25 protein-coding genes are annotated in these 25,783 nt (G+C 68.1%); 10 read left to right on the forward strand and 15 right to left on the reverse strand.

From position 1 onward, the window contains the following. The first annotated feature begins 36 nt into the window (after positions 1-36). From ACIGKL_RS11625 to ACIGKL_RS11650, 6 genes are all read left to right on the forward strand, one after another. Positions 37-606, forward strand: a complete 570-nt coding sequence (locus tag ACIGKL_RS11625; protein ID WP_397486782.1) for a YqgE/AlgH family protein — start codon at positions 37-39, stop codon at positions 604-606. After that, positions 606-1,043 (forward strand): Holliday junction resolvase RuvX, encoded by a 438-nt coding sequence (gene ruvX / locus ACIGKL_RS11630; protein WP_397486783.1) that lies wholly within the window; start codon positions 606-608, stop codon positions 1,041-1,043. Before ACIGKL_RS11625 ends, ruvX begins: the two co-directional genes overlap by 1 nt. Positions 1,044-1,065: 22 nt before the next feature. Next, entirely contained in the window at positions 1,066-1,569 is a 504-nt protein-coding gene (gene pyrR, locus ACIGKL_RS11635) for a bifunctional pyr operon transcriptional regulator/uracil phosphoribosyltransferase PyrR (protein WP_021444026.1), read from the forward strand. Positions 1,570-1,579: 10 nt separating this feature from the next. After that, entirely contained in the window at positions 1,580-2,587 is a 1,008-nt protein-coding gene (locus ACIGKL_RS11640) for an aspartate carbamoyltransferase catalytic subunit (RefSeq protein ID WP_021444027.1), read from the forward strand. Further along, complete coding sequence (locus ACIGKL_RS11645; protein ID WP_397486784.1) at positions 2,587-3,858, forward strand: dihydroorotase; 1,272 nt, start codon at positions 2,587-2,589, stop codon at positions 3,856-3,858. The genes ACIGKL_RS11640 and ACIGKL_RS11645 overlap by 1 nt, the downstream gene beginning before the upstream one ends. 309 nt (positions 3,859-4,167) lie before the next feature. Beyond that, positions 4,168-6,075 (forward strand): beta-ketoacyl synthase, encoded by a 1,908-nt coding sequence (locus ACIGKL_RS11650; RefSeq protein WP_397486785.1) that lies wholly within the window; start codon positions 4,168-4,170, stop codon positions 6,073-6,075. A 112-nt stretch (positions 6,076-6,187) separates the two neighbouring features. Here ACIGKL_RS11650 and cysQ read toward each other — a convergent pair whose 3' ends face one another. Continuing rightward, on the reverse strand, positions 6,188-7,009 hold the full coding sequence (gene cysQ, locus ACIGKL_RS11655; RefSeq protein ID WP_397486786.1) for a 3'(2'),5'-bisphosphate nucleotidase CysQ: 822 nt from the start codon (positions 7,007-7,009) through the stop codon (positions 6,188-6,190). After that, on the reverse strand, positions 7,006-7,572 hold the full coding sequence (nudE, locus tag ACIGKL_RS11660; protein WP_397486787.1) for an ADP compounds hydrolase NudE: 567 nt from the start codon (positions 7,570-7,572) through the stop codon (positions 7,006-7,008). The genes cysQ and nudE overlap by 4 nt, the downstream gene beginning before the upstream one ends. Positions 7,573-7,697: 125 nt before the next feature. On the opposite strand from nudE, the gene yrfG reads away from it, so the two are divergent. Then, positions 7,698-8,360 (forward strand): GMP/IMP nucleotidase, encoded by a 663-nt coding sequence (yrfG, locus tag ACIGKL_RS11665; protein WP_397486788.1) that lies wholly within the window; start codon positions 7,698-7,700, stop codon positions 8,358-8,360. 76 nt (positions 8,361-8,436) lie between these two features. On the opposite strand, the gene lysM is transcribed toward yrfG, so the two are convergent. The 6 genes from lysM to ACIGKL_RS11695 all read right to left on the reverse strand — a co-directional run bounded on the left by lysM (position 8,437) and on the right by ACIGKL_RS11695 (position 15,144). Beyond that, the gene (lysM, locus tag ACIGKL_RS11670; protein WP_397486789.1) at positions 8,437-8,871 is read right to left on the reverse strand and encodes a peptidoglycan-binding protein LysM; all 435 of its coding nucleotides are present in this window, start codon (positions 8,869-8,871) and stop codon (positions 8,437-8,439) included. A 93-nt stretch (positions 8,872-8,964) separates the two neighbouring features. Further along, positions 8,965-9,792 carry a formate dehydrogenase accessory sulfurtransferase FdhD gene (fdhD, locus tag ACIGKL_RS11675; protein WP_397486790.1) on the reverse strand — a complete coding sequence of 276 codons (828 nt, stop codon included), beginning with the start codon at positions 9,790-9,792 and terminating at the stop codon, positions 8,965-8,967. Between the two features lie 138 nt (positions 9,793-9,930). Further along, positions 9,931-10,182, reverse strand: a complete 252-nt coding sequence (locus tag ACIGKL_RS11680) for a formate dehydrogenase subunit delta (RefSeq protein WP_397486791.1) — start codon at positions 10,180-10,182, stop codon at positions 9,931-9,933. A 49-nt stretch (positions 10,183-10,231) separates the two neighbouring features. Next, complete coding sequence (gene fdhF / locus ACIGKL_RS11685) at positions 10,232-13,066, reverse strand: formate dehydrogenase subunit alpha (RefSeq protein ID WP_397486792.1); 2,835 nt, start codon at positions 13,064-13,066, stop codon at positions 10,232-10,234. Positions 13,067-13,081: 15 nt separating this feature from the next. Further along, a complete protein-coding gene (locus tag ACIGKL_RS11690; RefSeq protein WP_397486793.1) occupies positions 13,082-14,653 on the reverse strand; it encodes a formate dehydrogenase beta subunit in 1,572 nt (523 codons plus the stop codon). Further along, a complete protein-coding gene (locus tag ACIGKL_RS11695) occupies positions 14,650-15,144 on the reverse strand; it encodes a formate dehydrogenase subunit gamma (RefSeq protein WP_397486794.1) in 495 nt (164 codons plus the stop codon). Before ACIGKL_RS11695 ends, ACIGKL_RS11690 begins: the two co-directional genes overlap by 4 nt. Before the next feature lie 198 nt (positions 15,145-15,342). Between ACIGKL_RS11695 and ACIGKL_RS11700 the strand changes: the two genes are divergently transcribed. Both ACIGKL_RS11700 and ACIGKL_RS11705 read left to right on the forward strand, forming a co-directional pair. Continuing rightward, positions 15,343-16,431, forward strand: a complete 1,089-nt coding sequence (locus ACIGKL_RS11700; protein ID WP_397486795.1) for a substrate-binding domain-containing protein — start codon at positions 15,343-15,345, stop codon at positions 16,429-16,431. 144 nt (positions 16,432-16,575) lie between these two features. Then, positions 16,576-17,028: a YMGG-like glycine zipper-containing protein gene (locus ACIGKL_RS11705; RefSeq protein WP_397486796.1), complete on the forward strand. Its 453-nt coding sequence runs from the start codon at positions 16,576-16,578 to the stop codon at positions 17,026-17,028. A 22-nt stretch (positions 17,029-17,050) separates the two neighbouring features. Here ACIGKL_RS11705 and ACIGKL_RS11710 read toward each other — a convergent pair whose 3' ends face one another. From ACIGKL_RS11710 to ACIGKL_RS11725, 4 genes are all read right to left on the reverse strand, one after another. Continuing rightward, positions 17,051-17,485, reverse strand: a complete 435-nt coding sequence (locus ACIGKL_RS11710; RefSeq protein WP_397486797.1) for an acyl-CoA thioesterase — start codon at positions 17,483-17,485, stop codon at positions 17,051-17,053. Between the two features lie 231 nt (positions 17,486-17,716). Next, the gene (locus ACIGKL_RS11715) at positions 17,717-18,880 is read right to left on the reverse strand and encodes an iron-containing alcohol dehydrogenase (protein WP_397486798.1); all 1,164 of its coding nucleotides are present in this window, start codon (positions 18,878-18,880) and stop codon (positions 17,717-17,719) included. A 155-nt stretch (positions 18,881-19,035) separates the two neighbouring features. Further along, entirely contained in the window at positions 19,036-20,826 is a 1,791-nt protein-coding gene (locus ACIGKL_RS11720) for an acyl-CoA dehydrogenase C-terminal domain-containing protein (protein WP_397486799.1), read from the reverse strand. Next, positions 20,823-22,064: a 3-hydroxyacyl-CoA dehydrogenase NAD-binding domain-containing protein gene (locus ACIGKL_RS11725; protein ID WP_397486800.1), complete on the reverse strand. Its 1,242-nt coding sequence runs from the start codon at positions 22,062-22,064 to the stop codon at positions 20,823-20,825. Before ACIGKL_RS11725 ends, ACIGKL_RS11720 begins: the two co-directional genes overlap by 4 nt. A gap of 98 nt (positions 22,065-22,162) precedes the next feature. Here ACIGKL_RS11725 and ACIGKL_RS11730 point away from each other — a divergent pair, with 98 nt between their 5' ends. Continuing rightward, positions 22,163-23,062, forward strand: coding sequence for a LysR family transcriptional regulator (locus ACIGKL_RS11730; RefSeq protein WP_397486802.1), 900 nt, complete (start codon positions 22,163-22,165; stop codon positions 23,060-23,062). Between the two features lie 84 nt (positions 23,063-23,146). Here ACIGKL_RS11730 and ACIGKL_RS11735 read toward each other — a convergent pair whose 3' ends face one another. The 3 genes from ACIGKL_RS11735 to ACIGKL_RS11745 form a co-directional block, all read right to left on the reverse strand. Then, positions 23,147-24,418 (reverse strand): NTP/NDP exchange transporter, encoded by a 1,272-nt coding sequence (locus tag ACIGKL_RS11735; RefSeq protein ID WP_397486803.1) that lies wholly within the window; start codon positions 24,416-24,418, stop codon positions 23,147-23,149. 1 nt (position 24,419) lies between these two features. Beyond that, positions 24,420-25,340, reverse strand: coding sequence for an aldo/keto reductase (locus ACIGKL_RS11740; RefSeq protein ID WP_397486804.1), 921 nt, complete (start codon positions 25,338-25,340; stop codon positions 24,420-24,422). A gap of 243 nt (positions 25,341-25,583) precedes the next feature. Beyond that, complete coding sequence (locus ACIGKL_RS11745) at positions 25,584-25,751, reverse strand: hypothetical protein (protein WP_397486805.1); 168 nt, start codon at positions 25,749-25,751, stop codon at positions 25,584-25,586. Positions 25,752-25,783 lie beyond the last annotated feature (32 nt).

Consider the following 25,783-nt stretch of genomic DNA (forward strand, 5'->3'; position numbering starts at 1 on the left):
CTTGAAGCCTGCCCGCTTAAGGCCGAAACTAGCGCCATGAAGATTTCAGCCCCCACCTCGCTCAAGCACCATTTCCTGATCGCCATGCCGCACATGGCCGATCCGCATTTCGCGCAGACCGTCACCTACCTGGTCGAACACAACGAACAGGGCGCCATGGGCCTGGTGATCAACAAGCCCAACGGCCTCAACCTGGCCGACGTGCTGGAACAGCTGCGCCCCGAGGAGGAGCCGGCGGCGCTGTGCCACAGCCTGCCGATCTTCGCCGGCGGCCCGGTGCAGACCGACCGCGGCTTCGTCCTGCACCCGGCCGGCCCGCAGTTCCAGGCCACCCTGGAGCTGGGCGAACTGGGCCTGTCCACCTCGCAGGACGTGCTGTTCGCCATCGCCGACGGCACGGGCCCGGACAAGTACCTGATTACCCTCGGCTACGCCGGCTGGGAGGCCGGGCAACTGGAAGCGGAGCTGGCCGACAACGCCTGGCTGACCTGCCCGGCCGACAGCGCCATTCTCTTCGACCTGCCCTTCGACCAGCGTCTCAATGCCGCCGCCGCACGCCTGGGGGTCAACCTCAGCCTGCTCACCTCGCAAGCCGGGCACGCCTGATGGCCGAGGGCAAGCCGCTGCGCCTGCTGCTGGGCTTCGACTACGGCACCAAGCAGATCGGCGTCGCCGTCGGCCAGGTGATCACCGGCCAGGCCCGCGAGCTGTGCGTGCTCAAGGCGCAGAACGGCGTGCCGGACTGGAGCCGGGTCGAAGCCTTGATCAAGGAATGGCAGCCGGATGCCGTGGTGGTCGGCCTGCCGCTGAACATGGACGGCACGCCGAGCGAGATGAGCGCCCGCGCCGAGAAGTTCGCTCGCCGCCTCAATGGCCGCTTCAACCTGCCCGCCTACACCCACGACGAACGCCTGACCACCTTCGAGGCCAAGGGCCAGCGCCTGCGCGAAGGCCAGAGCGGCGGCTACCGCGAGCGCCCGGTGGACGCCATTGCCGCGGCGTTGCTGCTGCAAGGCTGGCTCGAAGAAAATTGCTTGGGCTAAGCCCGCACCAAGGAGTTTCGCCATGCTACCCAACCCCAACGAGCTGCTGCCGGCCATGGCCAGCGCCCTGACCCAGCATCTGAACCAGCGCCAGATCGCCGAGCCGCGTTTCATCGGCATCCGCACCGGCGGCGTCTGGGTCGCCCAGGCCCTGCTTGCCGCCCTCGGCCGCGATGACGCACTGGGCGTGCTCGACGTGTCCTTCTACCGCGACGACTTCACCCAGAACGGTCTGCACCCGCAGGTGCAACCGTCCGAACTGCCGTTCGAGATCGAAGGCCAACACCTGGTGCTGATCGACGACGTGTTGATGAGCGGGCGCACCATCCGCGCCGCGCTGAACGAACTGTTCGACTACGGCCGTCCGGCCAGCGTGACCCTGGTCAGCCTGCTCGACCTGGGCGCCCGCGAGCTGCCGATCCGCCCCGACGTGGTCGGCGCCAGCCTGTCGCTGGCGGCCAACGAGCGGGTAAAATTGTCCGGCCCCACGCCGCTGACCCTCGAACTCCAGACGCTCGCCAACTGAGACTCCCGCGATGACGCCACTCGCCGCCAAGCGCCCGCTGCAGCTGAACGACCAAGGCCAGCTGCGCCATTTCCTCTCCCTCGACGGCCTGCCCCGCGAGCTGTTGACCGAAATCCTCGACACCGCCGACTCCTTCCTCGAGGTCGGTGCGCGCGCGGTGAAGAAGGTGCCGCTGCTGCGCGGCAAGACCGTGTGCAACGTGTTCTTCGAGAACTCCACGCGCACCCGCACCACCTTCGAACTGGCCGCCCAGCGGCTGTCGGCCGACGTCATCAGCCTCAACGTGTCGACCAGCTCCACCAGCAAGGGCGAGACCCTGTTCGACACCCTGCGCAACCTCGAAGCCATGGCCGCCGACATCTTCGTCGTGCGTCATGCCGACTCCGGCGCCGCGCACTTCATCGCCGAGCACGTCTGCCCGAACCTGGCGATCATCAATGGTGGCGACGGCCGCCACGCCCACCCGACCCAGGGCATGCTCGACATGCTCACCATCCGCCGGCACAAGGGCGACTTCGAGAATCTCTCGGTGGCCATAGTCGGCGACATCCTGCACTCGCGGGTAGCGCGCTCCAACATGCTGGCGTTGAAGACCCTGGGCTGCCCGGATATCCGCGTGATCGCGCCGAAGACCCTGCTGCCCATCGGCCTCGAGCAAAGCTACGGCGTGCGCGTGTTCAGCGACGCCAACGAGGGCCTCAAGGACGTCGACGTGGTGATCATGCTGCGCCTGCAGCGCGAGCGCATGCAGGGTGGCCTGCTGCCCAGCGAAGGCGAGTTCTACCGCCTGTTCGGCCTCAGCGAGCAGCGCCTGGCGCTGGCCAAGCCCGATGCCCTGGTGATGCACCCGGGGCCGATCAACCGCGGCGTGGAGATCGAGTCGGCGGTGGCCGACGGCCCGCAGTCGGTGATCCTCAACCAGGTCACCTACGGCATCGCCATCCGCATGGCGGTGCTGTCGATGGCCATGAGCGGGCAGAACGCCCAACGTCAACTCAATGCCGAGGAGGCCAACTGATGCGTACCGCAATCCTCGGCGCCCGCGTGATCGATCCGGCCAGCGGCCTGGATCGGGTCGCCGATCTCTATCTCGACGGCGGCAAGCTGGTCGCCATCGGCCAGGCGCCGGCCGGCTTCGTCGCCGAGCAGACGCTCGCCGCCCAGGGCCTGATCGCCGCCCCCGGCCTGGTCGACCTGTCGGTGGCCCTGCGCGAGCCGGGCTACAGCCGCAAGGGCAGCATCGCCAGCGAAACCCTGGCCGCCGCGGCCGGCGGCGTCACCAGCCTGTGCTGCCCGCCAATTACCAAGCCAGTGCTGGACACCCCGGCGGTGGCCGAGCTGATCCTCGACCGCGCGCGCGAGGCCGGGCACACCAAGGTCTTCCCCATCGGCGCACTGAGCAAGGGCCTGGCCGGCGAGCAGCTTGCAGAACTCGTCGCGCTGCGCGATGCCGGCTGCGTCGCCTTCGGCAACGGCCTGGACAACTTCCGCAGCAGCCGCACCCTGCGCCGCGCGCTGGAATACGCGGCCACCTTCGACCTGCAGGTGATCTTCCACTCGCAGGACGCCGATCTGGCCGAAGGCGGCCTGGCGCATGAGGGCCCGACTGCCAGCTTCCTCGGCCTGGCCGGCATCCCGGAAACCGCCGAGACCGTGGCCCTGGCCCGTGACCTGCTACTGGTGGAACAGAGTGGCGTGCGCGCGCACTTCAGCCAGATCACCAGCGCCCGCGGCGCCGAGCTGATCGCCGCCGCCCAGGCCCGCGGTTTGCCGGTGACGGCGGACGTGGCGCTGTACCAGCTGATCCTCACCGACGAGGCGCTGATCGACTTCTCCAGCCTCTACCACGTGCAGCCACCGCTGCGCTCGCGGGCCGACCGCGACGGCCTGCGCGAGGCGGTGAAGGCCGGGGTGATCGCGGCCATCGCCAGCCACCACCAGCCGCACGAGCGCGACGCCAAGCTGGCGCCCTTCGCCGCCACCGAGCCGGGCATCAGCAGCGTGCAGCTGCTGCTGCCGCTGGCCCTGAGCCTGGTGCAGGACGGCCTGCTGGACCTGCCGACGCTGCTGGCGCGTCTGTCCAGCGGCCCGGCCGACGCGCTGCGCCTGCCGGCCGGTCGTCTGGCCGTCGGCTCCTCAGCCGACCTGGTGCTGTTCGATCCGCAGGCCTCCACCCTGGCCGGCGAACGCTGGTACTCCAAGGGCAGCAACTGCCCCTTTATCGACCATTGCCTGCCCGGCGCGGTGCGCTACACCCTGGTGGATGGTCATATCAGCTACCAGGCCTGATGCGACCAGCAGTGCACGAGCCCGCCATCCGGCGGGCTTGTTGTTAGTGCGCATCCACCTGGAAAACCCTTGCTGCGCGCGGCGCCCCCCGGATCCGCCCCTGGGATTAACGACGCCCACGACGAGCTGTCCTGCCCGCGGCATGCTTTTCGCTCGCCACGACATTGGTCGGATGAGTGACTCGACAGTCATGATCCACGTCAGGATAGGCAGCCGAATCTTTGCATACGCCACCGCTTTGGGATCCGCGCCCGCGCCGCAAGGCGCCGGCTCGGCGTCGCGCTGGCCCAGTTCAGGAGCTTTTGAGTTATGTCGCGCTTACCTGTGATCGTGGGTTTTGGGGGGTACAACGCAGCCGGGCGCAGCTCCTTCCACCATGGCTTTCGCCGCACCGTGATCGAGACCCTGGACGCCCGCGCGCGCCAGGAGACGCTGGCCGGGCTGGCGCAGATGATGAAACTGGTGCGCGTGGTCAACGGCCAGTACCGCGATCAGGACGGCCAGCCGCTAAGCCTGGCCGACATCGAAAGCCGCTACGCCAAGGACATTCTCGCCGGCACCCTGGTGCGCCGCATCGAGAAACAGCACCTGGATCCGGACGCCGCCCACTGGCAGAAGAGCATCGGCCTGGCCCCCGGCCACAGCGGCAGCTTGAGCTTCCTCACCCTGCGCAAGCAGCTGCCCGAGCCGCTGCCGGCCAACTGGTCGGTGCAGGAACTCAACGCCAGCGAAGTGCAGGTCACCCTGCACGACAGCTGCGAGTTCAAGGTCGACAGCTACCGCCCGCTGCCGGTGAAGTCCGCCGGCCAGCTGCCCACCGGCTTCGAGCCGAGCGAACTGTACAACTCGCGCTTCCATCCGCGCGGCCTGGCCATGACCGTGGTCGGCGTCACCGACGCGCTGCGCTCGGTGGGCATCGACTGGCAGCGCATCGTTCAGCATGTCGCACCGGACGAGATCGCCGTGTTCGCCAGCTGCATCATGAGCCAGCTCGACGAGAACGGCTTCGGCGGCATGATGCAGTCGCGCCTCAAAGGCGGCCGGGTCACCGCCAAGCAGCTGGCCCTGGGCCTGAACACCATGCCGGCCGACTTCATCAACGCCTACGTGCTCGGCAGCGTCGGCACCACCGGCAGCATCACCGGCGCCTGCGCCACCTTCCTCTACAACCTGCAGAAGGGCATCGAGCAGATCGCCTCGGGCAAGGCGCGCGTGGTCATCGTCGGCAGCAGCGAGGCGCCGATCAACCAGGAGTGCATCGAGGGCTACGGCGCCATGGGCGCGCTGGCCACCGAGGACGGTCTGCGCCAGATCGAAGGCAAGCAGGATGTCGACTTCCGCCGCGCCAGCCGCCCGTTCGGCGACAACTGCGGCTTCACCCTGGCCGAGGCCTGCCAGTTCGTGGTGCTGATGGACGACGAGCTGGCCCTGGAGCTGGGCGCCGATGTCCATGGCGCGGTGCCGGACGTGTTCATCAACGCCGACGGCTTCAAGAAATCCATTTCCGCCCCCGGTCCCGGCAACTACCTGACCGTGGCCAAGGCCGTGGCCAGCGCCGTGCAGCTGCTCGGCCTGGACGCCGTGCGCAGCCGCAGTTTCGTCCATGCCCACGGCTCCAGCACCCCGGCCAACCGCGTCACCGAGTCGGAGATTCTCGACCGCGTCGCCAGCGCCTTCGGCATCGAGCAATGGCCGATCACCGCGGTCAAGGCCTTCGTCGGCCATTCCCTGGCCACCGCCAGCGGCGACCAGGTGATCGCCGCGCTCGGCGCCTTCAAGTACGGCATCCTGCCCGGCCTGAAGACCATCGACGCCGTCGCCGGCGACGTGCATCAGGATCACCTGAGCCTGTCCACCGAAGACCGCAAGGTGGGTGAGCAGGCGCTGGACGTGGCCTTCATCAACTCCAAGGGTTTCGGCGGCAACAACGCCAGCGCCCTGGTGCTGGCCCCGCACGTGGTCGAGCGCATGCTGCGCAAGCGCCACGGCCAGGCCGCCTTCGACGCCTACCTGGCCCGCCGCGAAGCCACCCGCACCGCGGCCGCGGCCTACGACAGCCAGGCGCTGCTGGGCCAGCTGGACATCATCTACAACTTCGGCAACGACATGATCGACGACCAGGCGATCTCCATCACCACCGAAGAAGTGAAGGTGCCCGGCTTCGACCAGCCGCTGGTGTTCAAGAAGGACGAGCGCTACCGCGATATGCTCGATTGAGCGTGTGGCGCTGTGGGAGGGGCTTTCGGCTCTGGCATCCTGCTTCGCACTACCTCCTGCATCCATGCAGTCGCAGCCGCGACAATCGCCGCTGAAGCCCCTCCCGCTGGTTTTATGCCAACCCGCGTGCCAGCTCGATCAGCTCGCCACGCCACTCGGCGGCGGCCGGCAAGGCCAGGAACGACGGATTGAGCAAGGATTCGCGTGCCTGGTAAGCCAGCGGCGCGCCGGCCAGATCCAGCACTTCGCCGCCCGCCCCTTCCAGCACGCCCTGCGCCGCGGCGGTGTCCCACTGCGAGGTGGGCGCCAGGCGCGGGTAGCAGTCGGCGTTGCCTTCGGCCAGCAGGCAGAACTTCAGCGAGCTGCCGATATTGACCAGCGCCGGCTCGCCGAAGCGCGCGGCCAGTTCGGCCAGCAGGCGCTCCTGGGCCGGGCTCGAGTGACGCTTGCTGGCCACCAGGGTAAAGCCCTGCGCCGGCGCCGGACGCACGCCGATTGGCCGCTCCGCGACGCCGATCTCGCAGCGCCAGGCACCCAGGCCGGCACCGCCCCAATAGCAGTGGCCATTGGCCGGAATGCCGACCACGCCGAAAACCACGCGGCCGTGCTCGATCAGCGCGACGTTGACGGTGAACTCCTCGGAGCCGGCGATAAATTCCTTGGTGCCATCGAGCGGGTCGACCAGCCACCAGCGCGTCCAGGCAGCGCGCTCGGCCAGGGGAATGTCGGCGGCCTCCTCGGACAGAACCGGCACGTCCGGCGCCAGCGCCTGCAGGCCGTCGAGCAGGATATGGTGCGCGGCCAGGTCGGCGGCGGTGACCGGCGAGGCATCGGCCTTCTCCGTCACCGCCAGGTCGCTGCGCCAGTACGGCAGGGTCGCCGCACCGGCGGCACGTACCAGCTCGATCACCTGGGGAATATGGGGATGACTCACTGCACGAACTCCCCACGCTGACTCAGCAGGTCGCGTACCAGGTACAGCGCGGCCAGGGCGCGGCCCTCGCTGAACTGGGCGTGCTGGGCCAGGCTGGACAGCTCGCGCAGGTTGATCCGGTCGACCCGCATCGGCTCCGGCTCGTCGCCCGGCAGGCGCTCCTCGTACAGGTCGCGGGCCAGCACCACCTGGATCTTCTGGCTCATATAACCGGGCGACAGGCTCAGCTCGGTGATGTACTCCAGCTCGTGCGCGCCAAAACCGGCTTCTTCCTTGAGTTCGCGGTCGGCCGCCACCAGCACGTCCTCGCCCGGCTCGATCAGACCCTTGGGCAGCGACAGCTGGTAATCGTCGGTGCCGCCGCAGTATTCCTCGACCAGCACCGCATGCTCGGCATCGAGCATCGCCACCACCATCACCGCGCCATAGCCGGCGCCCTTGCCCACCAGGCGCTCGTAGGTACGCTCGACGCCATTGGAAAAGCGCAGCTGCAGTTCCTCGACGCGGAACAGGCGGCTGCTGGCGACTATTTCACGGGCGAGTACCGTGGGCTTCTGACGCATGGGTAAACTCCTTGGCCTGACCTGGCGGGTTATCATACCCCGGCTTTTACGATTAGCCCCGGCGCAGATTGCACGTTCGCGACGCAGGCCGGCAGATTCACGACCTTCGAGCGCAAGACGTCCCCATGCTCCCACTGCCGTGGCACCAGATCGACACCGTCCTGTTGGATATGGACGGCACCCTGCTCGACCTGCACTTCGACAACCACTTCTGGCTCAAGCACCTGCCGCAACGCTACGCCGAGCACCACGGCCTCAGCCTGGCGCTGGCCGAGGCCGAGCTGCTGCCGCTGTTTCGCCAGCACGCCGGCACGCTGAACTGGTACTGCACGGATTTCTGGAGCCGCGAGCTGAACCTCTCGATCCGCGACCTCAAGCGCGAGGTCGCCGATCTGATCGCCCTGCGTGCGGATGCCGAGCTATTTCTGCGCGCCCTGCGCGAGGCCGGCAAGCGCGTGGTGCTGATCACCAACGCGCACCGCGACTCGCTGTCGCTGAAGCTCGAACGGGTGGAGCTGGCGCCCTGGTTCGAGCGGCTGATCAGCTCCCACGACTACGGCTTTCCCAAGGAGGACCAGCAGTTCTGGTTCGCCCTGCGCCAGGACGTCGAGTTCGACCCGGCGCGCAGCCTGTTTATCGACGACAGCCTGCCGATCCTGCGCAGCGCCGGTCAGTTCGGCGTCGCCCAGCTGCTCGCCGTGCGCCAGCCGGACAGCCAGGCGGGCCCCAAGGACACCGAGGAGTTCGCCGCGGTGGAGGACTACCGGGCATTGCTGCAGGGGCTGTAGGGTGGAAAACCGCGAGGTGTTTTCCAGCTGTGGCAGCCAGAGGCCGTTCCGGCGGATGTAAGAAACGACATCCGCCCTACGGAATACGCAATACCTGCCCCGGGTAGATCTTGTCCGGGTGGCTGAGCATCGGTTTGTTGGCCTCGAAGATCTTCATATAGGCGTTGGCGTTGCCGTATTCGGCCTTGGCGATGGCGCTCAAGGTGTCGCCCTTCTGCACCGTGACGAAGCGCGCCGCCGGCGCCGGCGTGGCGACGCTGATCTGGTCGTCCACCTCGCCGACCCCGGCGACGTTGCCCAGGGCCAGGAGGATCTTCTCCTTCTCTTCCTGGCTGGCTACCTCGCCGCGGGCGATCACCTTGTCGCCCTCGACGCTGACCTCGATATTCGGGTTGCCCAGGCCGACCTTGGCCACATGCTCCTTGAGCGATTCGGCGGCCTGCGCCTCCTGGCCCACCAGCGATTCCCACAGCTTGACCCCGGCTTCTTTGACAAAGGCGAAGATACTCATGGCGACTCCTCTCGTTCCTTGTGGATGGCCGGGCATGCGGCGCCCGGAAGCGCAAGTCTAGATGCTGCGGAGCAAGCAGGCGCGCCGTTGGTCTCAGAATGGCGCCGGGCTGTAGACCCGCGGCGCGCTATGGTGCGGCAGGTGGATCAGGTTGAGGCGGTGCTGGCGCGCCCAGCGCACGCACAGGTCGGTCGGCGCCGAGAGGCTGACCAGGCTGGCGAAGCCGGCGCGCACCGCCTTGTGGATCAGCTCCAGGCTGCAGCGACTGGTCACCACGGCGAAGCCCTGGCGGGCGTCGCGGCCTTCGCGGCGCAGCGCGCCGATCAGCTTGTCCAGCGCGTTATGCCGGCCGATATCCTCGCGGCAGAGGACGATCTCGCCCTGCGCGTCGACGAACAGCGCGGCGTGCAGCGCGCCGCTATGGCGCGCCAGCTTCTGCACCTGGCCGATGCGCGTACGCAGATCGGCCAGGTGTGCGGCCGGCGGCAGCGGGTTGGCGCTCAGGGTGTCGAGTTGCGGCAATGCCTGCTCCAGCGCCTCCACGCCGCACAGGCCGCAACCGCTGGTGCCGGCCAGATTGCGCCGCTGCTGCTTGAGCGCCCAGAAGGCGCGGCTGGCGATCTGCACCTCGGCGCTGAACGCCTCGCCCGCCCGCTTTAGCTGGATGTCGTAGATCTCCTCGACACCCTCGACCAGCGCGCCGCTCAGGCTAAAGCCGACCACGAAGTCCTCCAGCGCGCTGGGCGAGACCATCATCACCGCATGGCCAATGCCGTTATAGGCGATGGCCAGGGCGCACTCCTCGGCCAGCACCGCATGGCCACTACGCGCCGCCTGGTTCAGCTCGACATAGGCGTAGCCGTCCGCCGCCGGGTGGGCGGCGCGATCGTCGGTGAGCGGGGCGGCGGTACGGCGTGGCATGGCGTTGGGTTCCTCGCGAGGATCGTAGGGTGGATCGCGTTTTACCGATCCACCGTGGTGGTGGATGTAAAAAGCGACATCCACCCTACGCCGAACCGGGACTTCATGGTTGCGGCTGCCTGCTGCGCACGGCGCACCCTACCCCGCAGTAGCCGCCTGCGGCTCGATCTGCCCGCGCAGCTCGCGTAGCACCTGCAGCGCGAATTCGCTGAGTCCCTCGCCGGCGCTGGCGTCCAGGTGGGCGTAGAGCGCCGTGCGCATCTGCGGATCCCACTGGCGGCGCAGGTGCTGGGCGTACTCCGTGCGCGCCTGCACCGGATCGGGCTGGGAGGCGAAGAAGGCGCCGATCTGGTTGGCCATCTTGATCAGTTGCGTGGCGTTCATGCCCATGGCTGTGCTCCGCTGAATGAGCCAAATACTTCGCGCACCCTACCGGATCTCATAACTGCACCACCGGCAGCAGATTAACCTGCTCGCGGGTGAAGGTATCGAACTCCTGCTGCCAGTCTGACGGCGCCTCGACCTTGCGCACCTGCACCGCGGTGACCTTGTACTCCGGGCAGTTGGTGGCCCAGTCGGAGTTGTCGGTGGTGATCACGTTGGCGCCGGATTCCGGGTGGTGGAAGGTGGTGTACACCACGCCCGGCTGCATGCGCTCGGTGACCTTGGCGCGCAGCACCGTCTCGCCGGCGCGGCTGTTGATGCCGACCCAGTCGCCGTCCTTGATGCCGCGATCCTCGGCGTCCACCGGGTGCAGCTCGAGGATGTCCTCGGCGTGCCAGGCCTTGTTGGCGGTGCGCCGGGTCTGCGCGCCGACGTTGTACTGCGAGAGGATGCGCCCGGTGGTCAGCACCAGCGGCCGCTTGCGCGAGGTGCGCTCGTCGGTGGGGATGTACTCGGTGACCATGAAGCGGCCCTTGCCGCGCACGAAGGCGTCCTCGTGCATGATCGGCGTGCCTTCCGGCGCCTCGTCGTTGCACGGCCACTGGATGCTGCCCAAGCGGTCGAGCTTGGCGTAGCTGACGCCGGTGAAGGTCGGCGTCAGCGCGGCGATCTCGTCCATGATCTCCGACGGATGGCGGTAGTTCATCGGGTAGCCGAGGGCGTTGGACAGCGCCACGGTCACTTCCCAGTCTTCCTTGCCGGCCAGTGCCGGCATCACCTTGCGCACCGGCGAGATGCGTCGCTCGGCGTTGGTGAAGGTGCCGTTCTTCTCCAGGAAGGAGGCGCCGGGCAGGAACACGTGGGCGTACTTGGCGGTTTCGTTGAGGAACAGGTCCTGCACCACCACGCACTCCATCTCCTTCAGCGCATCGGTGACGTGCTGGGTATCCGGGTCGGACTGCGCCGGGTCCTCGCCCTGCACGTACAGGCCCTTGAAGGTGCCGGCATGCGCCGCGGCGAGCATGTTGGGGATGCGCAGGCCCGGCTCGTCGAGCAGGGTCACGCCCCAGGCGGCCTCGAACTGCGGCCGCACCACCGGGTCGGAGACGTGGCGGTAGCCCGGCAGCTCGTGGGGGAAGGAGCCCATGTCGCAGGAGCCCTGCACGTTGTTCTGTCCACGCAGCGGGTTCACCCCGACGCCGGGACGGCCGATGTTGCCGGTGGCCATGGCCAGGTTGGCGATCGCCATCACGGTGGACGAGCCCTGGCTGTGCTCGGTGACGCCCAGGCCGTAGTAGATCGCGGCGTTGCCGCCGGTGGCGTACAGACGAGCGGCGGCACGCACCGAAGCGGCCGGCACACCGGTCAGGGCCTCCATCGCCTCGGGGCTGTTGCGCGGTTCGCTGACGAAGGCGCGCCATTGCTCGAAAGCTTCTGCCTCGCAGCGCTCGGCGACAAAGGCCTCGTTCACCAGGTTTTCCGTGACGATCACATGCCCCAGGCTGTTGAGCAGGGCGACGTTGCTGCCCGGACGCAGCTGCAGATGGTGCTCGGCCCTGATGTGCGGGCTGCGCACCAGGTCGATGCCGCGCGGGTCGGCGACGATCAGCTTGGCGCCCTCGCGCAGGCGGCGCTTGAGCTGCGAGCCGAACACCGGGTGACCGTCGGTGGGGTTGGCGCCGATCACCAGCACCACGTCGGCGGCCAGCACCGAGTCGAAGTCCTGGGTGCCGGCGGATTCGCCGAGGGTCACCTTCAGACCGTAGCCGGTGGGCGAGTGGCAGACGCGGGCACAGGTATCGACGTTGTTGTTGCCGAAGGCGGCGCGCACCAGCTTCTGCACCAGGTAGGTTTCCTCGTTGGTGCAGCGCGAGGAGGTCAGCCCGCCGACCGCGTTGCGCCCGTACTGCGCCTGGATCTCCTTGAAGCGCCTGGCGGCGTAGCCGATCGCCTCGTCCCAGCTCACCGAGCGCCAGGGCTCATGGATGCTGTCGCGGATCATCGGCGTCTTGATGCGGTCCGGGTGGGTGGCGTAGCCCCAGGCGAAGCGGCCCTTGACGCAGGCGTGGCCGTGGTTGGCGTGGCCGTTCTTGTTCGGCAGCATACGCACTACTGTATTTCCCTTGACCTCGGCATTGAACGAGCAGCCGACGCCGCAGTAGGCGCAGGTGGTGGTGACGCTGCGCTCGGCCTGGCCCAGCTCGATCACCGATTTTTCCATCAGCGTGGCGGTCGGGCAGGCGTTGACGCAGGCGCCGCAGGACACGCACTCGGAATCGATGAAGTCCTCGTCCTGGCTGGCGGCCACCCGCGAGTCGAAGCCGCGGCCGTCGATGGTCAGGGCGAAGGTGCCCTGCACCTCTTCACAGGCGCGCACGCAGCGGTTGCAGACGATGCACTTGGCCGGGTCGTAGCTGAAATAGGGGTTGGACTCGTCCTTGGCCTCGGCCAGATGGGTCTTCACCGGGTCGTAGCGCACTTCGCGCAGGCCGACCACGCCGGCCATGTCCTGCAGTTCGCAGTTGCCGTTGGCCGAGCAGGTCAGGCAGTCCAGCGGGTGGTCGGAGATGTACAGCTCCATGGTGCCGCGGCGCAGTTCGGCCAGTTTCGGGCTCTGCGTGCGCACCACCATGCCCGCCTCCACCGGGGTGGTGCAGGAGGCGGGGAAGCCGCGGCGGCCTTCGATTTCCACCATGCACAGGCGGCACGAGCCGAAGGGCTCCAGGCTGTCGCTGGCGCACAGCTTGGGCACGGCGATGCCGGCCTCCTGGGCCGCGCGCATCAGCGAGGTGCCGGCCGGCACGGTGATGGCGTTGCCGTCGATTTCCAGGGTTACCGGGGCGCCGCTGCGAGCAGGGGTGCCATAGTCGAGTTCACGATACAGGGCCATGGGGACGCCTCCGGATCAGCGGGCTTCGGCGCTGTCTTGCGACACGCCGAAGTCCTTGGGAAAGTGGTTGATGGCGCTCAGCACAGGATAGGGGGTCATGCCGCCGAGTGCGCAGAGCGAGGCGCCGAGCATGGTGTCGCAGAGGCTCTTGAGCAGCTCGATGCGTCCCGGCTGCGGACCTTCGGAACGGGCCACGATGATCTGCGACAGCAGCTCCTCGCCGCGGGTCGAACCGATCCGGCAGGGCGTGCACTTGCCGCAGGATTCCACCGCGCAGAACTCCATGGCGTAGCGCGCCATGTCGGCCATGTCGACGGTATCGTCGAACACCACGATGCCGCCGTGGCCGAGCACCGCGCCGAGGGCGGCGAAGGCTTCGTAGTCCAGCGGGGTGTCGAACTGCGACTCCGGCAGGTAGGCGCCGAGCGGGCCGCCAACCTGCACCGCGCGGATCGGCCGACCGCTGGCCGAACCGCCGCCGTATTCGTAGAGCAGCTCACGCAGGGTGACGCCGAAGGCCTTCTCGATCAGGCCGCCGCGGGCGATGTTGCCGGTCAGCTGGATCGGCAGGGTGCCGAGCGAGCGGCCCATGCCGTAGTCCTTGTAGTAGGCGCCGCCCTTGTCGAGGATGATCGGCACCGAAGCCAGCGAGATCACGTTGTTGATCACCGTCGGTTTGCCGAACAGGCCTTCGATGGCCGGCAGCGGCGGCTTCGGCCGCACGGTGCCGCGCTTGCCCTCGATGCTTTCCAGCAGCGCGGTTTCCTCGCCGCAGATATAGGCGCCGGCGCCGCGGCGCAGCTCCAGGTGGAAGGCCTTGCCGCTGCCGAGCACGTCGTCGCCCAGGTAGCCGGCGGCGTTGGCGCGGGCGATGGCCTCGAGCAGCACCGCCTCGGCGTGCGGGTATTCCGAACGCAGGTAGATATAGCCGCGCGTGGCCCCCACCGCGAGACCGGCGATGGTCATGCCTTCGATCAGCACATAGGGGTCGTCTTCCATCACCATTCGGTCGGAGAAGGTGCCCGAGTCGCCTTCGTCGGCGTTGCAGACGATGTACTTCTGCTCGGCCTGGCAACCGAGCACGGTGCGCCACTTGATGCCGGTGGGGAAGGCCGCGCCGCCACGGCCGCGCAGGCCGGATTCGGTGACTTCGGCGACGATCGCCTCGGGCGTCATGCCCAGGGCGCGCTTGAGGCCGCGGTAGCCGTCGTGGGCGAGGTAGTCCTCCAGCGACAGCGGGTCGGTGATGCCGACGCGGGCGAAGGTCAGGCGCTCCTGGCGCTTGAGGTAGTCGATCTCCTCGGTCAGGCCGTGGCCGAGGGCGTGCTGCTTGCCCTCGAGGAAGCCGGCGTCGAACAGGCCGGCGACGTCCTTGGCCTTGACCGGACCATAGGCGACACGACCAGCGGGGGTAGCGACCTCGACCAGCGGTTCCAGCCAGAACAGCCCGCGCGAGCCGTTGCGCACCAGTTTCACCTCGATATTGCGCGCCGCGGCCTCGGCGACTATGGCCTGGGCCACCTTGTCGGCGCCCAGGCTCAGGGCGGTGGCGTCGCGCGGGACGAAGACGGTAATGGGCGAATTCATGCGCGCGCCTCCTGTTCAGCCAGCAATTCCAGCAGTTCATCGGCATCGACGCGGCCGTGCAGCTCGCCGTTGAGCATGGCGTTCGGCGCACAGGCGCAGTTGCCCAGGCAGTACACCGGTTCGAAGCTCAGGCTTCCGTCCTCACGGGTCTCGCCCAATGGCAGACCGAGTTTCTTCTCGAGCTCGGCGGTCAGCGCCTTGACCCCCATCGACTGGCAGGCCTCGGCCTGGCACAGCTTGAGCACCTGGCGACCGGGCGGCGCGGCGCGGAAATCGTGATAGAAGCTGACCACCCCGTGCACCTCGGCGCGCGACAGGCAGAGATCCTCGGCGATCAGCGGCAGCAGCTCGGGCGGCACGGCGCCGAGGCGGTCCTGGATATCGTGGAGGATGGGTAGCAGGGCGCCGGGCTGGCCGCGGTGGGCGGCAAGCACCTCACGGGCGACGGCCTCGCACTGCTCGGGGGCGAAGCGCTGGGGAAGAGTGGCCATGTTCGATGCTCCAGCCGGCGGCTATACCGGTACTGTCGGGAGACAAGCACCACAGTCACGGCTGCCGGGTGCTTATCCCGGGCGACCCCCGCAGGGCTCGCCATATATGAAGTAAAGTTCTTATACTGGGTCGCAAAGCGCCCATGCGCTGCAAATTATCACGGGCTTATCCCCGGACAAATATGAAGCCTTGAACATATGATCCGTATCGATATCCAACCGCGCTGGCGTTTCCACCAGCGCGACGGCAGCAGCCTCGACCCGCAGGGCCTGGAGTTGCTGCAGGCGGTGCACGACACCGGCAAGCTGACCGAGGCCGCCGCCCGCGTCGGCTATTCCTACCGCCATGCGTGGAACCTGTTGGGCAAGTGGCAGGCGTTCTTCGGCAGCCCGCTGATAGAGCTGGAGCGCGGCAAGGGCGCGCGTCTGGCGCCGCTGGGCGAGAAGCTGCTGTGGGCCGACCAGCGCATCCGCGCGCGCCTGTCGCCGCAACTGGACAACCTGGCCGGAGAACTGGAGCTTGAGCTGAACCGGGTGCTGCAGGCCAGCAACCCGGGCCTGCGCATCCATGCCAGCCACGGTTTCGCCGTCGCGGCGCTGCGCGAGTGGCTGGAACGCGACCCCAGCTGGCAGTGGGAGGTGCAGTTTCGCAGCGGCAGCGAGGCGATGATCGCCCTGCAACGCCACGACTGCGAGGTGGCCGGCCTGCACGTGCCGGCCGGGCCGCTCGGCGCCCTGAGCATGAGCCGCATCCAGCCCTGGCTGCGCCCCGACCAGCGGGTGATCACCTTCGTCGTGCGCACCCAGGGGCTGATGCTCGCCCCCGGCAACCCGCATGGCGTGCGCGGCCTGGCGGACCTGGCGCGCGGCCAGCTGCGTTTCGTCAACCGCGAGCCGGGTTCGGGCACCCGCCTGCTGCTGCAGGACCTGCTGCAGCGCGAGCACCTGGACAGCGCGGCGATCGCCGGCTTCCACAACGAGGAGTTCACCCACGCTGCGGTGGCCGCCTACGTCGCCAGCGGCATGGCCGATGTCGGCTTCGGCGTCGAGGCGGCGGCGCGTCAGTTCGGCCTGGACTTCATTCCCATGGCCCGCGAGCACTACTGCCTGCTGTGCCGCGAGGACAGCCTCGAACTGCCGGCCATGGCCGCGCTGCTGCGGGTGCTGCAGAACCCGGAGTTCCAGGCGCGTATCGGCCAGCTGCCCGGCTACGCCCTTAGTCGCCCCGGCGAGGTGCTGCCGCTGGCCCAGGCGCTGGAGCAATGGGGCCGCGAAAGCCTGCTGTAAGCGCCCGCCGCTATCCGCTTGGCGAAAGCGTGAAGCAGTTCCGCGGCCAGAGCAGCGGCCGACGAGAGGTCGGGAACCCGGCATGGGCGTCGCGGGTCAATGGAGCAACTCTCGCCGCAAGGCGGCTCTGTCATCGAGGTGTTCATGAAGTCACTGCAACTGCTGTTCCTCTCCCTAAGCCTGACCAGCGGCGCCGCCCTGGCCGGCAATACCGAAGCCGGCATCGGCGGCGCGCTGGGTGGGGTGCTGGGCGCGGCGGTCGGTAAACAGGTCGGCGGCAACACCGGCGCGGCCATCGGCGCCGGCCTCGGCGGTGCGGCCGGCAGCGCGGTCGGCGCGGATCGGCGCAGCCGCACCGAAGCCGCCATTGGCGGCGCCCTGGGTGCGGCCGGCGGCAACGTGATCGGCCAGCAGGTCGGCGGCAACACCGGCGGCCTGGTTGGCGCAGCGGTGGGCGGCGGCGCCGGTGGCGCGCTGGGCAACCATATGGGCAACGCCAGCTACCACGACGATCGCCGCGGCTATCGCGAGGTACATCACCACCACTACCACGGCAAGAAGCACAAAAAGCACAAGAAGCACTGGCACCGTCACTGACGGGTGCCGTGCACCTCCCTCGCTATTGCATCGACAAGCGCTGCAGCGCCGCCCGCAGCCCGGGCGGAATCGGCACCGGCCGGTTGCTGGCACGCTCGACGAACACGTGAACGAAGCGCCCGGCGGCGCAGGCCTGCTCCTCGCCGACCTTGAACACCGCCAGCTCGTACTGCACCGAACTGTTGCCGAGCTTGCCGACGCGCAGGCCGACCTCGATGGTGTCGGGAAAGGCGATGGAGGCGAAGTAGTCGCAGCTGGAACTGACCACGAAGCCGACCACCTCGCCGGCATGGATATCCAGGCCGCCCTCGGCGATCAGGTAGGCATTCACCGCGCTGTCGAAGTAGCTGTAATAGGTGACGTTGTTGACGTGGCCGTAGAGGTCGTTGTCGTGCCAGCGCGTGGTGATCGGCTGGAAATGGCGGTAATCGCCGCGCAGGTGTAGGGGTTGGCTCATCAATGGTCCTTGAGTGTGCAGCGCGGCTAAAGCCCCTCCCACAGACTGTGGCGCTCTTGTGGGAGGGGGCTCTAGCAGGCTGTTGAAAAACTACCTGCGTTGCCATTGCTGCGTTAAAAACAGGCTCGGACTGCTCATTTACAACTCGTAAACTCCGCGTCCTCGCCTGTTTTTGCCTTGCACTGGCTGCCTCGCCTACGTTTTTCAACGGCCTGCTAGCCGCAACCTAAATCAGTAAGCGGCCTGGTAAATGGCCAAGGCCTGCTGCTCGTTCATCTCGCGCGGATTGTTCACCAGCAGGCGCTGCTGCAGCATGGCGTCCGCCGCCAGCGTCGGCAACATGGCCTCGCTCACCCCGGCATCGCGCAGCCGCGTCGGCAGGCCGCTGCGCTGACTGAAAGCGGCCAGCGCCTCGATCAGCTGCTCGGTCTGCTCCATCGCACTGCCCGTACGCAGACGCTCGCCCAGCACCAGCGGCGCCAGCTCGGCGTATAGCGGCGCGGCCACCGGCGCGTTGAAGGCCAGCACCTGCGGCAGCACCAGGGCGTTGGACAGCCCGTGGGGAATATGGAAATGCCCGCCCAACGGGTAGGCCAGGGCATGCACCGCCGCCACCGGCGCGTTGGCGAAGGCCTGCCCAGCCAGGCAGGCGCCGAGCAGCATGGCCTGGCGCGCGTCGCGATCAGACCCGTCGCGGACCACCTTGTCGAGGTTGGCCGCCAGCAGGCGCAGCGCTTCGCGCGCCAGCAGGTCGGACAGCGGGTTCTTCTTCAGCGCGCTGGTGTAGGCCTCGATGGCATGCACCATGGCGTCGATACCGGTGGCCGCGGTGACCGCTGCCGGCAGGCCGAGGGTCAGGTCGGCATCGAGCAAAGCCAGATCCGGCAGCAGCAGCGGCGAAACCACGCCCATCTTGGTGGTCTCGCCGGTGGTGACGATGGCGATCGGCGTCACCTCCGAGCCGGTTCCGGCGGTGGTCGGCACCTGGATCAACGGCAGGCGCCGACCGCGGGCATTGCCCACGCCGTAGATCTCGCTCAGCGCCTGGGTGCAGTCGGGATGCGCCAGCAAGGCCACCAGCTTGGCCACGTCCATCGAGCTGCCGCCACCGAAGCCGACCACCAGCTCCGCCTGCAGCTCGCGGGCCTGGGTCACGGCGGCCAGCACCACGGTCTCGGGCGGGTCGGCCAGCACCTGGTCGAACACCTGCACGCTCATGCCAGCGCGGGCGAAGCCCGGCAGCAAGGGTTCCAGCAAGCCCAGGCGGATGATGCCCGGGTCAGTGACGATCAGCACGCGTCGGGCGCCGCGCTCGCGGCAGAGTTCGGCCAGACGCAGACTGGCGCCGGATTCGCAAAGAATCTGTGCGGTGGTGGCGAAGCTGAAAGGGTGCATGGGGTGCTCCTCTTGTTGTAGCCCGGATGCAATCCGGGACCGGTCATGCAAATTTCCCCGGATTGCATCCGGGCTACGCCGCTACGCCCGTAGGAGCCGGCTTACCGGCGATCACAACCGGCATCGCCGGCAAGCCGCTCCTACAGACATCTGCGCTAAAAGGCGAAACTGTCCTCATCCATGGCCATCAGGCACTGCGCGCCGCCCAGCAGGGCTTCGCGGTGCGCGCTGGCGCGCGGCAGCACGCGGCGCAGGTAGAACTCGGCGCTGTGCAGCTTGGCCTGGTAGAACGCCGCCTCGCCGCTGCCCGCCTCCAGCGCATCCTGCGCCCGCGCCGCGGCCTGCAGCCAGAAACCGGCGAGCAGCACATAAGCCGAGTACTGGAGAAAATCCACCGAAGTGGCGCCGATCTCCTGCGGGTCGCGCTGACAGGCGGCAATCACTTCTGTGCTTAGCTCGCGCCATTCGCCCAGGCGGGCCTGCACCACACTGGCCATCTGAGCCAGGGCTCGTCGATCCGCCTCGGCATCGCACAGCTGGCTGAACTCGGCCTGCAGTGCGGACAACTCCGCACCACCGTCGCCCAGCAATTTACGGCGGATATAGTCCAGCGCCTGAATACCGTTGGTGCCTTCGTAAAGCTGGGTGATGCGGCTGTCGCGCATCAGTTGTTCCATGCCCCACTCGCGGATGAAGCCGTGGCCGCCATAAACCTGCACGCCATGGCTGGCCACTTCCTGACCCATATCGGTGAAGAACGCCTTGACGATAGGGATCAGCAGCGCCGCGCGCTTGCCGGCCGCCTTGCGTGCCTCGGCCGACTCGGCGCCGTGCTCCAGGTCAAGCTGGCGCGCGGTGTAGGCAGCGAGCATGCGGCTGCCCTCGACCAAGGCCTTCTGCGTCAGCAGCATGCGCCGCACATCGGGGTGAACGATGATCGGATCGGCCGCCTTGTCCGGCGCCTGCACACCCGCCAGACCACGCGACTGCAGGCGTTCACGGGCGTAGCGCAGCGCACCCTGGAAGGCTGCCTCGCCAATGCCGAGGCCCTGCAGGCCGACCTGAAAGCGCGCGTCGTTCATCATGGTGAACATGCAGGCCAGGCCCTGGTTGGCCTCGCCCACCAGCCAACCGGTGGCACCGTCGAAGTTCATCACGCAGGTGGAGGCACCCTTGATGCCCATCTTGTGCTCGATAGCGCCACACGACAGCGTGTTGCGCTCACCCGGTGTGCCGTCGGCGGCAGCGATAAATTTCGGCACCAGCAGCAGCGAAATACCCTTCACGCCAGCCGGTGCATCAGGCAGACGCGCCAGCACCAGATGGACGATGTTCTCGGAAAAATCCTGCTCGCCACCACTGATAAAGATCTTGCTGCCGCTAACGCGGTAGCTGCCGTCGGCCTGCGGCTCGGCGCGGGTGCGCAGCAGGGCCAGATCGGTGCCGGCCTGCGGCTCGGTCAGGCACATGGTGCCGGTCCACTGGCCACTGACCAGCTTGCCCAGGTACTGCTGCTTCAGCGTTTCGCTGCCGTGCTTGTGCAGCGCCAGCACGGCGCCCTCGGTCAGCCCGGAGTAGACGCGGAACGACAGCGAGGCGCCCATCAGCATCTCGTGAAAGGCGAAGGCCACCAGCTGCGGAAAGCCCTGGCCGCCATGTTCCACCGGCCCGGTCATGCTCGCCCAGCCGTTGTCCACGTACTGCCGGTAGGCCTCGGCAAAGCCCTTGGGCGTGCTGACCTGGCCATTTTCCAGGTGGCAACCCTCCTCATCGCTGTTGCGATTGAGCGGCGCGACCTCGCCCGCAGCGAAGGCCGCCGCCTCTTCCAGCACGCCGTCGATCAGCTCGCGATCCAGGCCGTTACCCAGACGCTCGCAGTGGCCGGCAGCGTCGAACAGTTCGTGCAGGACGAAGCGCATATCGCGCAATGGCGCCTGATAGCTCATACCCGACCCTCCTGTACGTCGGAGAATCGCTTGTTCTGACTGACCAGCCGCTCGATCAGCGCCGCCGGCTGCCAGTGCGCGCCGAAGCGCTCTGCCAGTTGCAAAAGACGCTGGTGAATCGCCGCGACACCCTCGCCGTCGGCCCAGCTCATCGGGCCGCCGCGCTCGGCGGGAAAGCCGTAGCCGTTGAGATAGACCAGATCGATGTCGCGGCTGTTGGCGGCGATGTTCTCCTCGAGAATCTTCGCCCCTTCGTTGACCAGCGCCAGCAGGCAGCGCTCGAGAACTTCCTCGGTGCCGATATCGCGGCGGGCGAAGCCCAGGCGCTCGGACTCGGCCTGCACCAGCGCGTCCACTTGCGGATCGTGCTCGGCCTGGCGGCTGCCCGGCGCGTAGCGGTAATAGCCCTGGCCGCTCTTCTGGCCGAAGCGGCCCAACTCGCACAGACGGTTATCCACCTGCACGGCCGGGTCGTCCTGGCCCCGGCCGGCCAGCTCGCGGGCACGCCATTCCAGGTCGATACCGACCACGTCGTACATGCGAAACGGCCCCATGGCGAAACCGAAGCCCTGCAGCGCCGCATCCACCTGCTGCGGCCAGGCGCCCTCGAGCAGCAGCAGGCGCGCCTCACGCACGTAGGTGTGCAGCATGCGGTTGCCGATAAAGCCGTGGCAGTTGCCGGCCACCACCGCCACCTTGCCCATGCGCTCGCCCAACTCCTGAGCGGCCTGCAGCACGGCAGGCGCAGTCCTGGCACCACGCACGATCTCCAGCAATTTCATGATGTGCGCCGGGCTGAAGAAGTGCAGGCCCAGCACCGATTCTGGCCGCGAAGTGACAGCGGCGATGGCATCGATATCCAGCGCCGAGGTGTTGCTGGCGAGGATGGCGCCCGGCTTCAGCAACGCGTCCAGCTCACGGAAGATGCGTTGCTTGAGCTCGAGATTCTCGTACACCGCCTCGATCACCAGGTCGGCATCGGCCAGCGCCGCGTAGCCGTCCACCGCCTCGACGCGTGCCCGCCGCGCTGCGGCCTCGGCCGCATCGATGCGGCCCTTGGCGACGTTGTGCGCCCAGGTATCCTCGGCCATCTGCAGCCCCTGTTCGACCATCTGCGGGTTGTTGTCCAGCCACAGCACACGCAGGCCGGCATTGGCCAGGCTGATGACGATGCCGCGGCCCATGGTGCCGGCGCCGATCACGGCGGCACAGCGAAGCGGCGAGACGACTTGAGTCATTGTTGTTCCTCTCGGGTACGCAGGAAAAAGCTTGGGTCACCATAAGCAAGCCGCTACTATTTTTGAAATTTAGTCTTGTGATACGACGTATTCAGTAGATGAATTTCACTAACTTCGATCTCAACCTGCTGCGCGTGCTCGACGCCCTGCTGCGCGAGCAGAACGTCTCGCGCGCCGCCGAACGCCTCGCGCTGAGCCAGCCGGCGGTGAGCAATGCCCTGGGCCGTCTGCGCGAACTGCTCGGCGATCCGCTGCTGGTGCGCGTCGGCCGGCGCATGCAGCCGACGCCGCGGGCGCTGGCGCTGGAGGCGCCGATCCGCAGCGCGCTGCGTCAGCTGGAGCAGAGCCTGAGCGCCGGCGAGACCTTCGAGCCGGGCGAAAGCCGCCAGCGCTTTCGCATCGCCGTCACCGATTACGTCGAGCTGATATGCATGCCGCGCCTGCTCGACCGCCTCAGCCACAAGGCACCGGGCATCGGCATCGACATTCGCCACCTCAGCCCCAGCCTGCCGATGGAGGCGCTGGACAAGGGCGAGCTGGACCTGGTGCTGGGCCGTTTCGACGAGATACCGGCGCGTTTCGCCCGCCGTCACTGGATGAGCGAGACGCTCAAGCTGGCAGTGCGCCGCGAGCATCCGCGGCTGCGCCAGGGCAGCCTGGATCTGGAGAGCTTCCTGCGCCTGCGCCACCTCTGGGTGCATGGCGGGCAGACCCGCGGCATGGTCGATCAGTGGCTGGGCGAGCAGGGCCTGTCGCGGCAGATTCTCTACACCACACCGAACTACCTGCAGGCGGCGCATATCGTCGCTGGCAGCGAGCTGGCGGCAGTGCTGCCCACCGCCCTGGCCCGGCACTTCGCCACCTTGCTGCCGCTTGAGCTGTTCGAGCTGCCCTTCGCCTTGGGCCCCTTCCACCTAGAGATCGTCAGCCTGGCGCAACGTCAGCGCGACGCCGCGCTGCAGTGGCTGATCGAGGAAATCCTCGCGCTGGCCGAGTAGCTTGGGCTGAGGAGCCCGCGACGAGCCCAACGGTTCCGACACCATCACGACCGCCCGTTGGGCTTCGCTGCGCTCAGCACCAACCTACCGATCGGCGCGGCTGCCCAGGTACCAGCCGAGCGCGCTCCATAGCGCGGCGCACAGCGCGCCGACCAGCGCCACCAGCCAGGCGCCGTGGCCGAGCAGGTCCAGCCCGGCCTTGGCCCAGCCGCTGAGGGCATCGCCGCCACGGTAGACGACGGTGTCGATAAAGTTCTTCGCCTTGTACTTGCTCTCGGCGTCCAGCGGGGCGAAGAGCATCTCCCGCCCCGGCCGGACGAAGGCGTACTCGCCGATGCGCCGCACTATCATCAGCCCCGCCAGCACGGCGAAGGTCGGCGCCAGCGCCAGGCCGAGAAAGCCCAGGCACACCAGCGCCGGCACGGCGGACAGCAGCACGCGCACGCCGAGCCGCTGCGCCACCCGCCCGGTGACGAACAGCTGCGCGGTCAGGGCGCCGGCCTGCACGATGAAATCGATCACGCCGAATACCCGCACCTGCGCGGCGCGCTGCGGGAACAATTCGGCCACCAGACGCGCCTGCTCGAAGTAGAGGAAGGTGCTGACCGAGGTCAGCAGCAGGACGAAGGCGGCGATGCCCAGCAGATAGCGCGAGCCCAGCACCCGGGTCAGACCGCTGAAGGGGTTGCCCGGTACCGGCCGCCGCGGGCTTTCGCTGGGCATCGCGCCGGGGCGGCCGGCGCCGGCGTGCTCACGCCAGGCCATCAGGTAGCGCTTGAGTGCCATGGCCGCGCCAAGCAGCAGGGCGGCCAGCAGCATCAGCCCGGCCTCGCCCAGCGCGCCGATCAGCAGCGCGCTCAGCAAGGGGCCGCACAGCCCGCCGACGCTGGCCCCGGCGGCGATAAAGGCGAACAGCCGGCGCGCCTGAGCGCCGTCGAACACGTCGGCCATCAGGCTCCAGGCCACCGAGATGACGAACAGGTTGTAGACCGAGATCCACACGTAGAACACCCGCGCCAGCCAGACGCTGTCGTGATCGAGGCGAAACAGCAGGACGAAGGCCAGCAGGTTGAGGCCGAAGAAGCCGTACACCCAGTCGATGAAGTGGATGCGCGGCACCCTGGAGTTGAGCCAGGCCAGCAGCGGCACCGCCAGCAGCATGGCGACGAAGGTGGCGCTGAACAGCCACTGCAGGTTCTCCACTCCGCCGGCGATGCCCATGGCCTCGCGAATCGGCCGCAACATGAAGTAGCCGGCGAACAGGCAGAAGAACAGGGCGAAGCCGGCCAGCACCGCGGCCAGCTCCTGCGCCTCGGCATTGATCGCCCGCGCCAGGCGCCGCTGCAGCGCCGTCATTTCAGGCGAACAGCTCGGCGATGCGCTTGCGCTGCGCCGCGTCGGGCAGGCGGCCCTGGCCGGCCATGATGTTGTCGGCCATATAGCGCGGGTTGGAGGTGGCCGGAATCACCGCGGTCACCGCCGGATGGGCGAGGATGAACTTGAGCATCAGTTGCGCCCAGGAGCTGGCATCCAGCTCCACCGCGGCCCAGTCCGGCAGCGCCTGGCCGCGCACCCGGTCGAACAGGGCGGCGCGCTGGAACGGCCGGTTGATCAGGGTGGCGATGCCGCGCTCGGCGCAGTAGGGCAGCAGTTCGCGCTCGGCGTTGCGCTCGCCGATGGAGTAGTTGAACTGGACGAAATCCACCGGCTCGCGGCGCAGCACCTCGAGCAGGCGCTCGTGGGCCGAATCGAGATAGTGGGTGACGCCGATATAGCGCACCCGCCCCTGCTGCTTCAGCTCGCGCAGCAGGCCGAGCTGGGTGGCGGTGTCCTGCAGGTTGTGCACCTGCACCAGGTCGAGGGTGTCGGTCTGGAGCACGGCGAAGCTGGCCGCCAGCTGGCGCTCGCCGGCAGATCGCCCGCTGGAGGACACCTTGGTGGCGAGAAACAGCTTGCGCCGCATGCCGTCCTCGGCCGCCAGCGCGCCGCACACCGCCTCGGCGCGGCCGTAGCTGGGCGCGGTGTCGATCAGGCTGGCGCCGCCGTTGACCAGGGTCCGTAGCACCTCGCGCAGCGGCGCCAAGGCGTCTTCGCTCAGGGCCACGTCGTGGGTGCGCGAAGTGCCCAGGCCGATCACCGGCAGCAGCTCGCCGCTGCTGGGAATCTGGCGCTGCAGCAGGCCGCCGGCGGCGAATGCGCCGGCGGGCAGCCAGGGCGTCAGGGCGGTCAGCGCGGCGAGGCTGGCGCTGTGCTGGAGAAAGCGGCGGCGACTGGGCATGGCGTGGCTCCTCTGTGACGGGACGAAGGCAATCCGTTCGTTATAGGCACAGACGCCGCGCAGACCAAGGCGTTGCCGGGCGCGGGAGGGCAGGTGCAGGGAGAGGCGAAAGGGCTACAGGCCTCTGTTCAGGGAGGCGCAGCGGCGAACGGGCGGGCAGCGGATGCAATATCCGGTAACCAAAAGCACCGCTGCGCCAAGGGGGGAAGACGGCGCAGCGGTCGGGAAAAAGGCGCGGGCGGCTCAGGCGGCCCGGCTGGCGGGCTCGCTGATCAGCATGCCGTGGGATACCAGGTAACAGCGGTGACCGTTCTGCAGGGTCAGCGGGCTGCGGCTGGCGATGACCCAGCCCTTGTTCAGCAGTTGCTCGATATGGGCACGCAGGGCGGGCAGGTGACGCTGTTCCTTCATGGCCGGGTCCTTCTTAGGCGGGTTTGGCTCAA

This window comes from Pseudomonas sp. NPDC077186, assembly GCF_044543505.1.
GTDB lineage: Bacteria > Pseudomonadota > Gammaproteobacteria > Pseudomonadales > Pseudomonadaceae > Aquipseudomonas.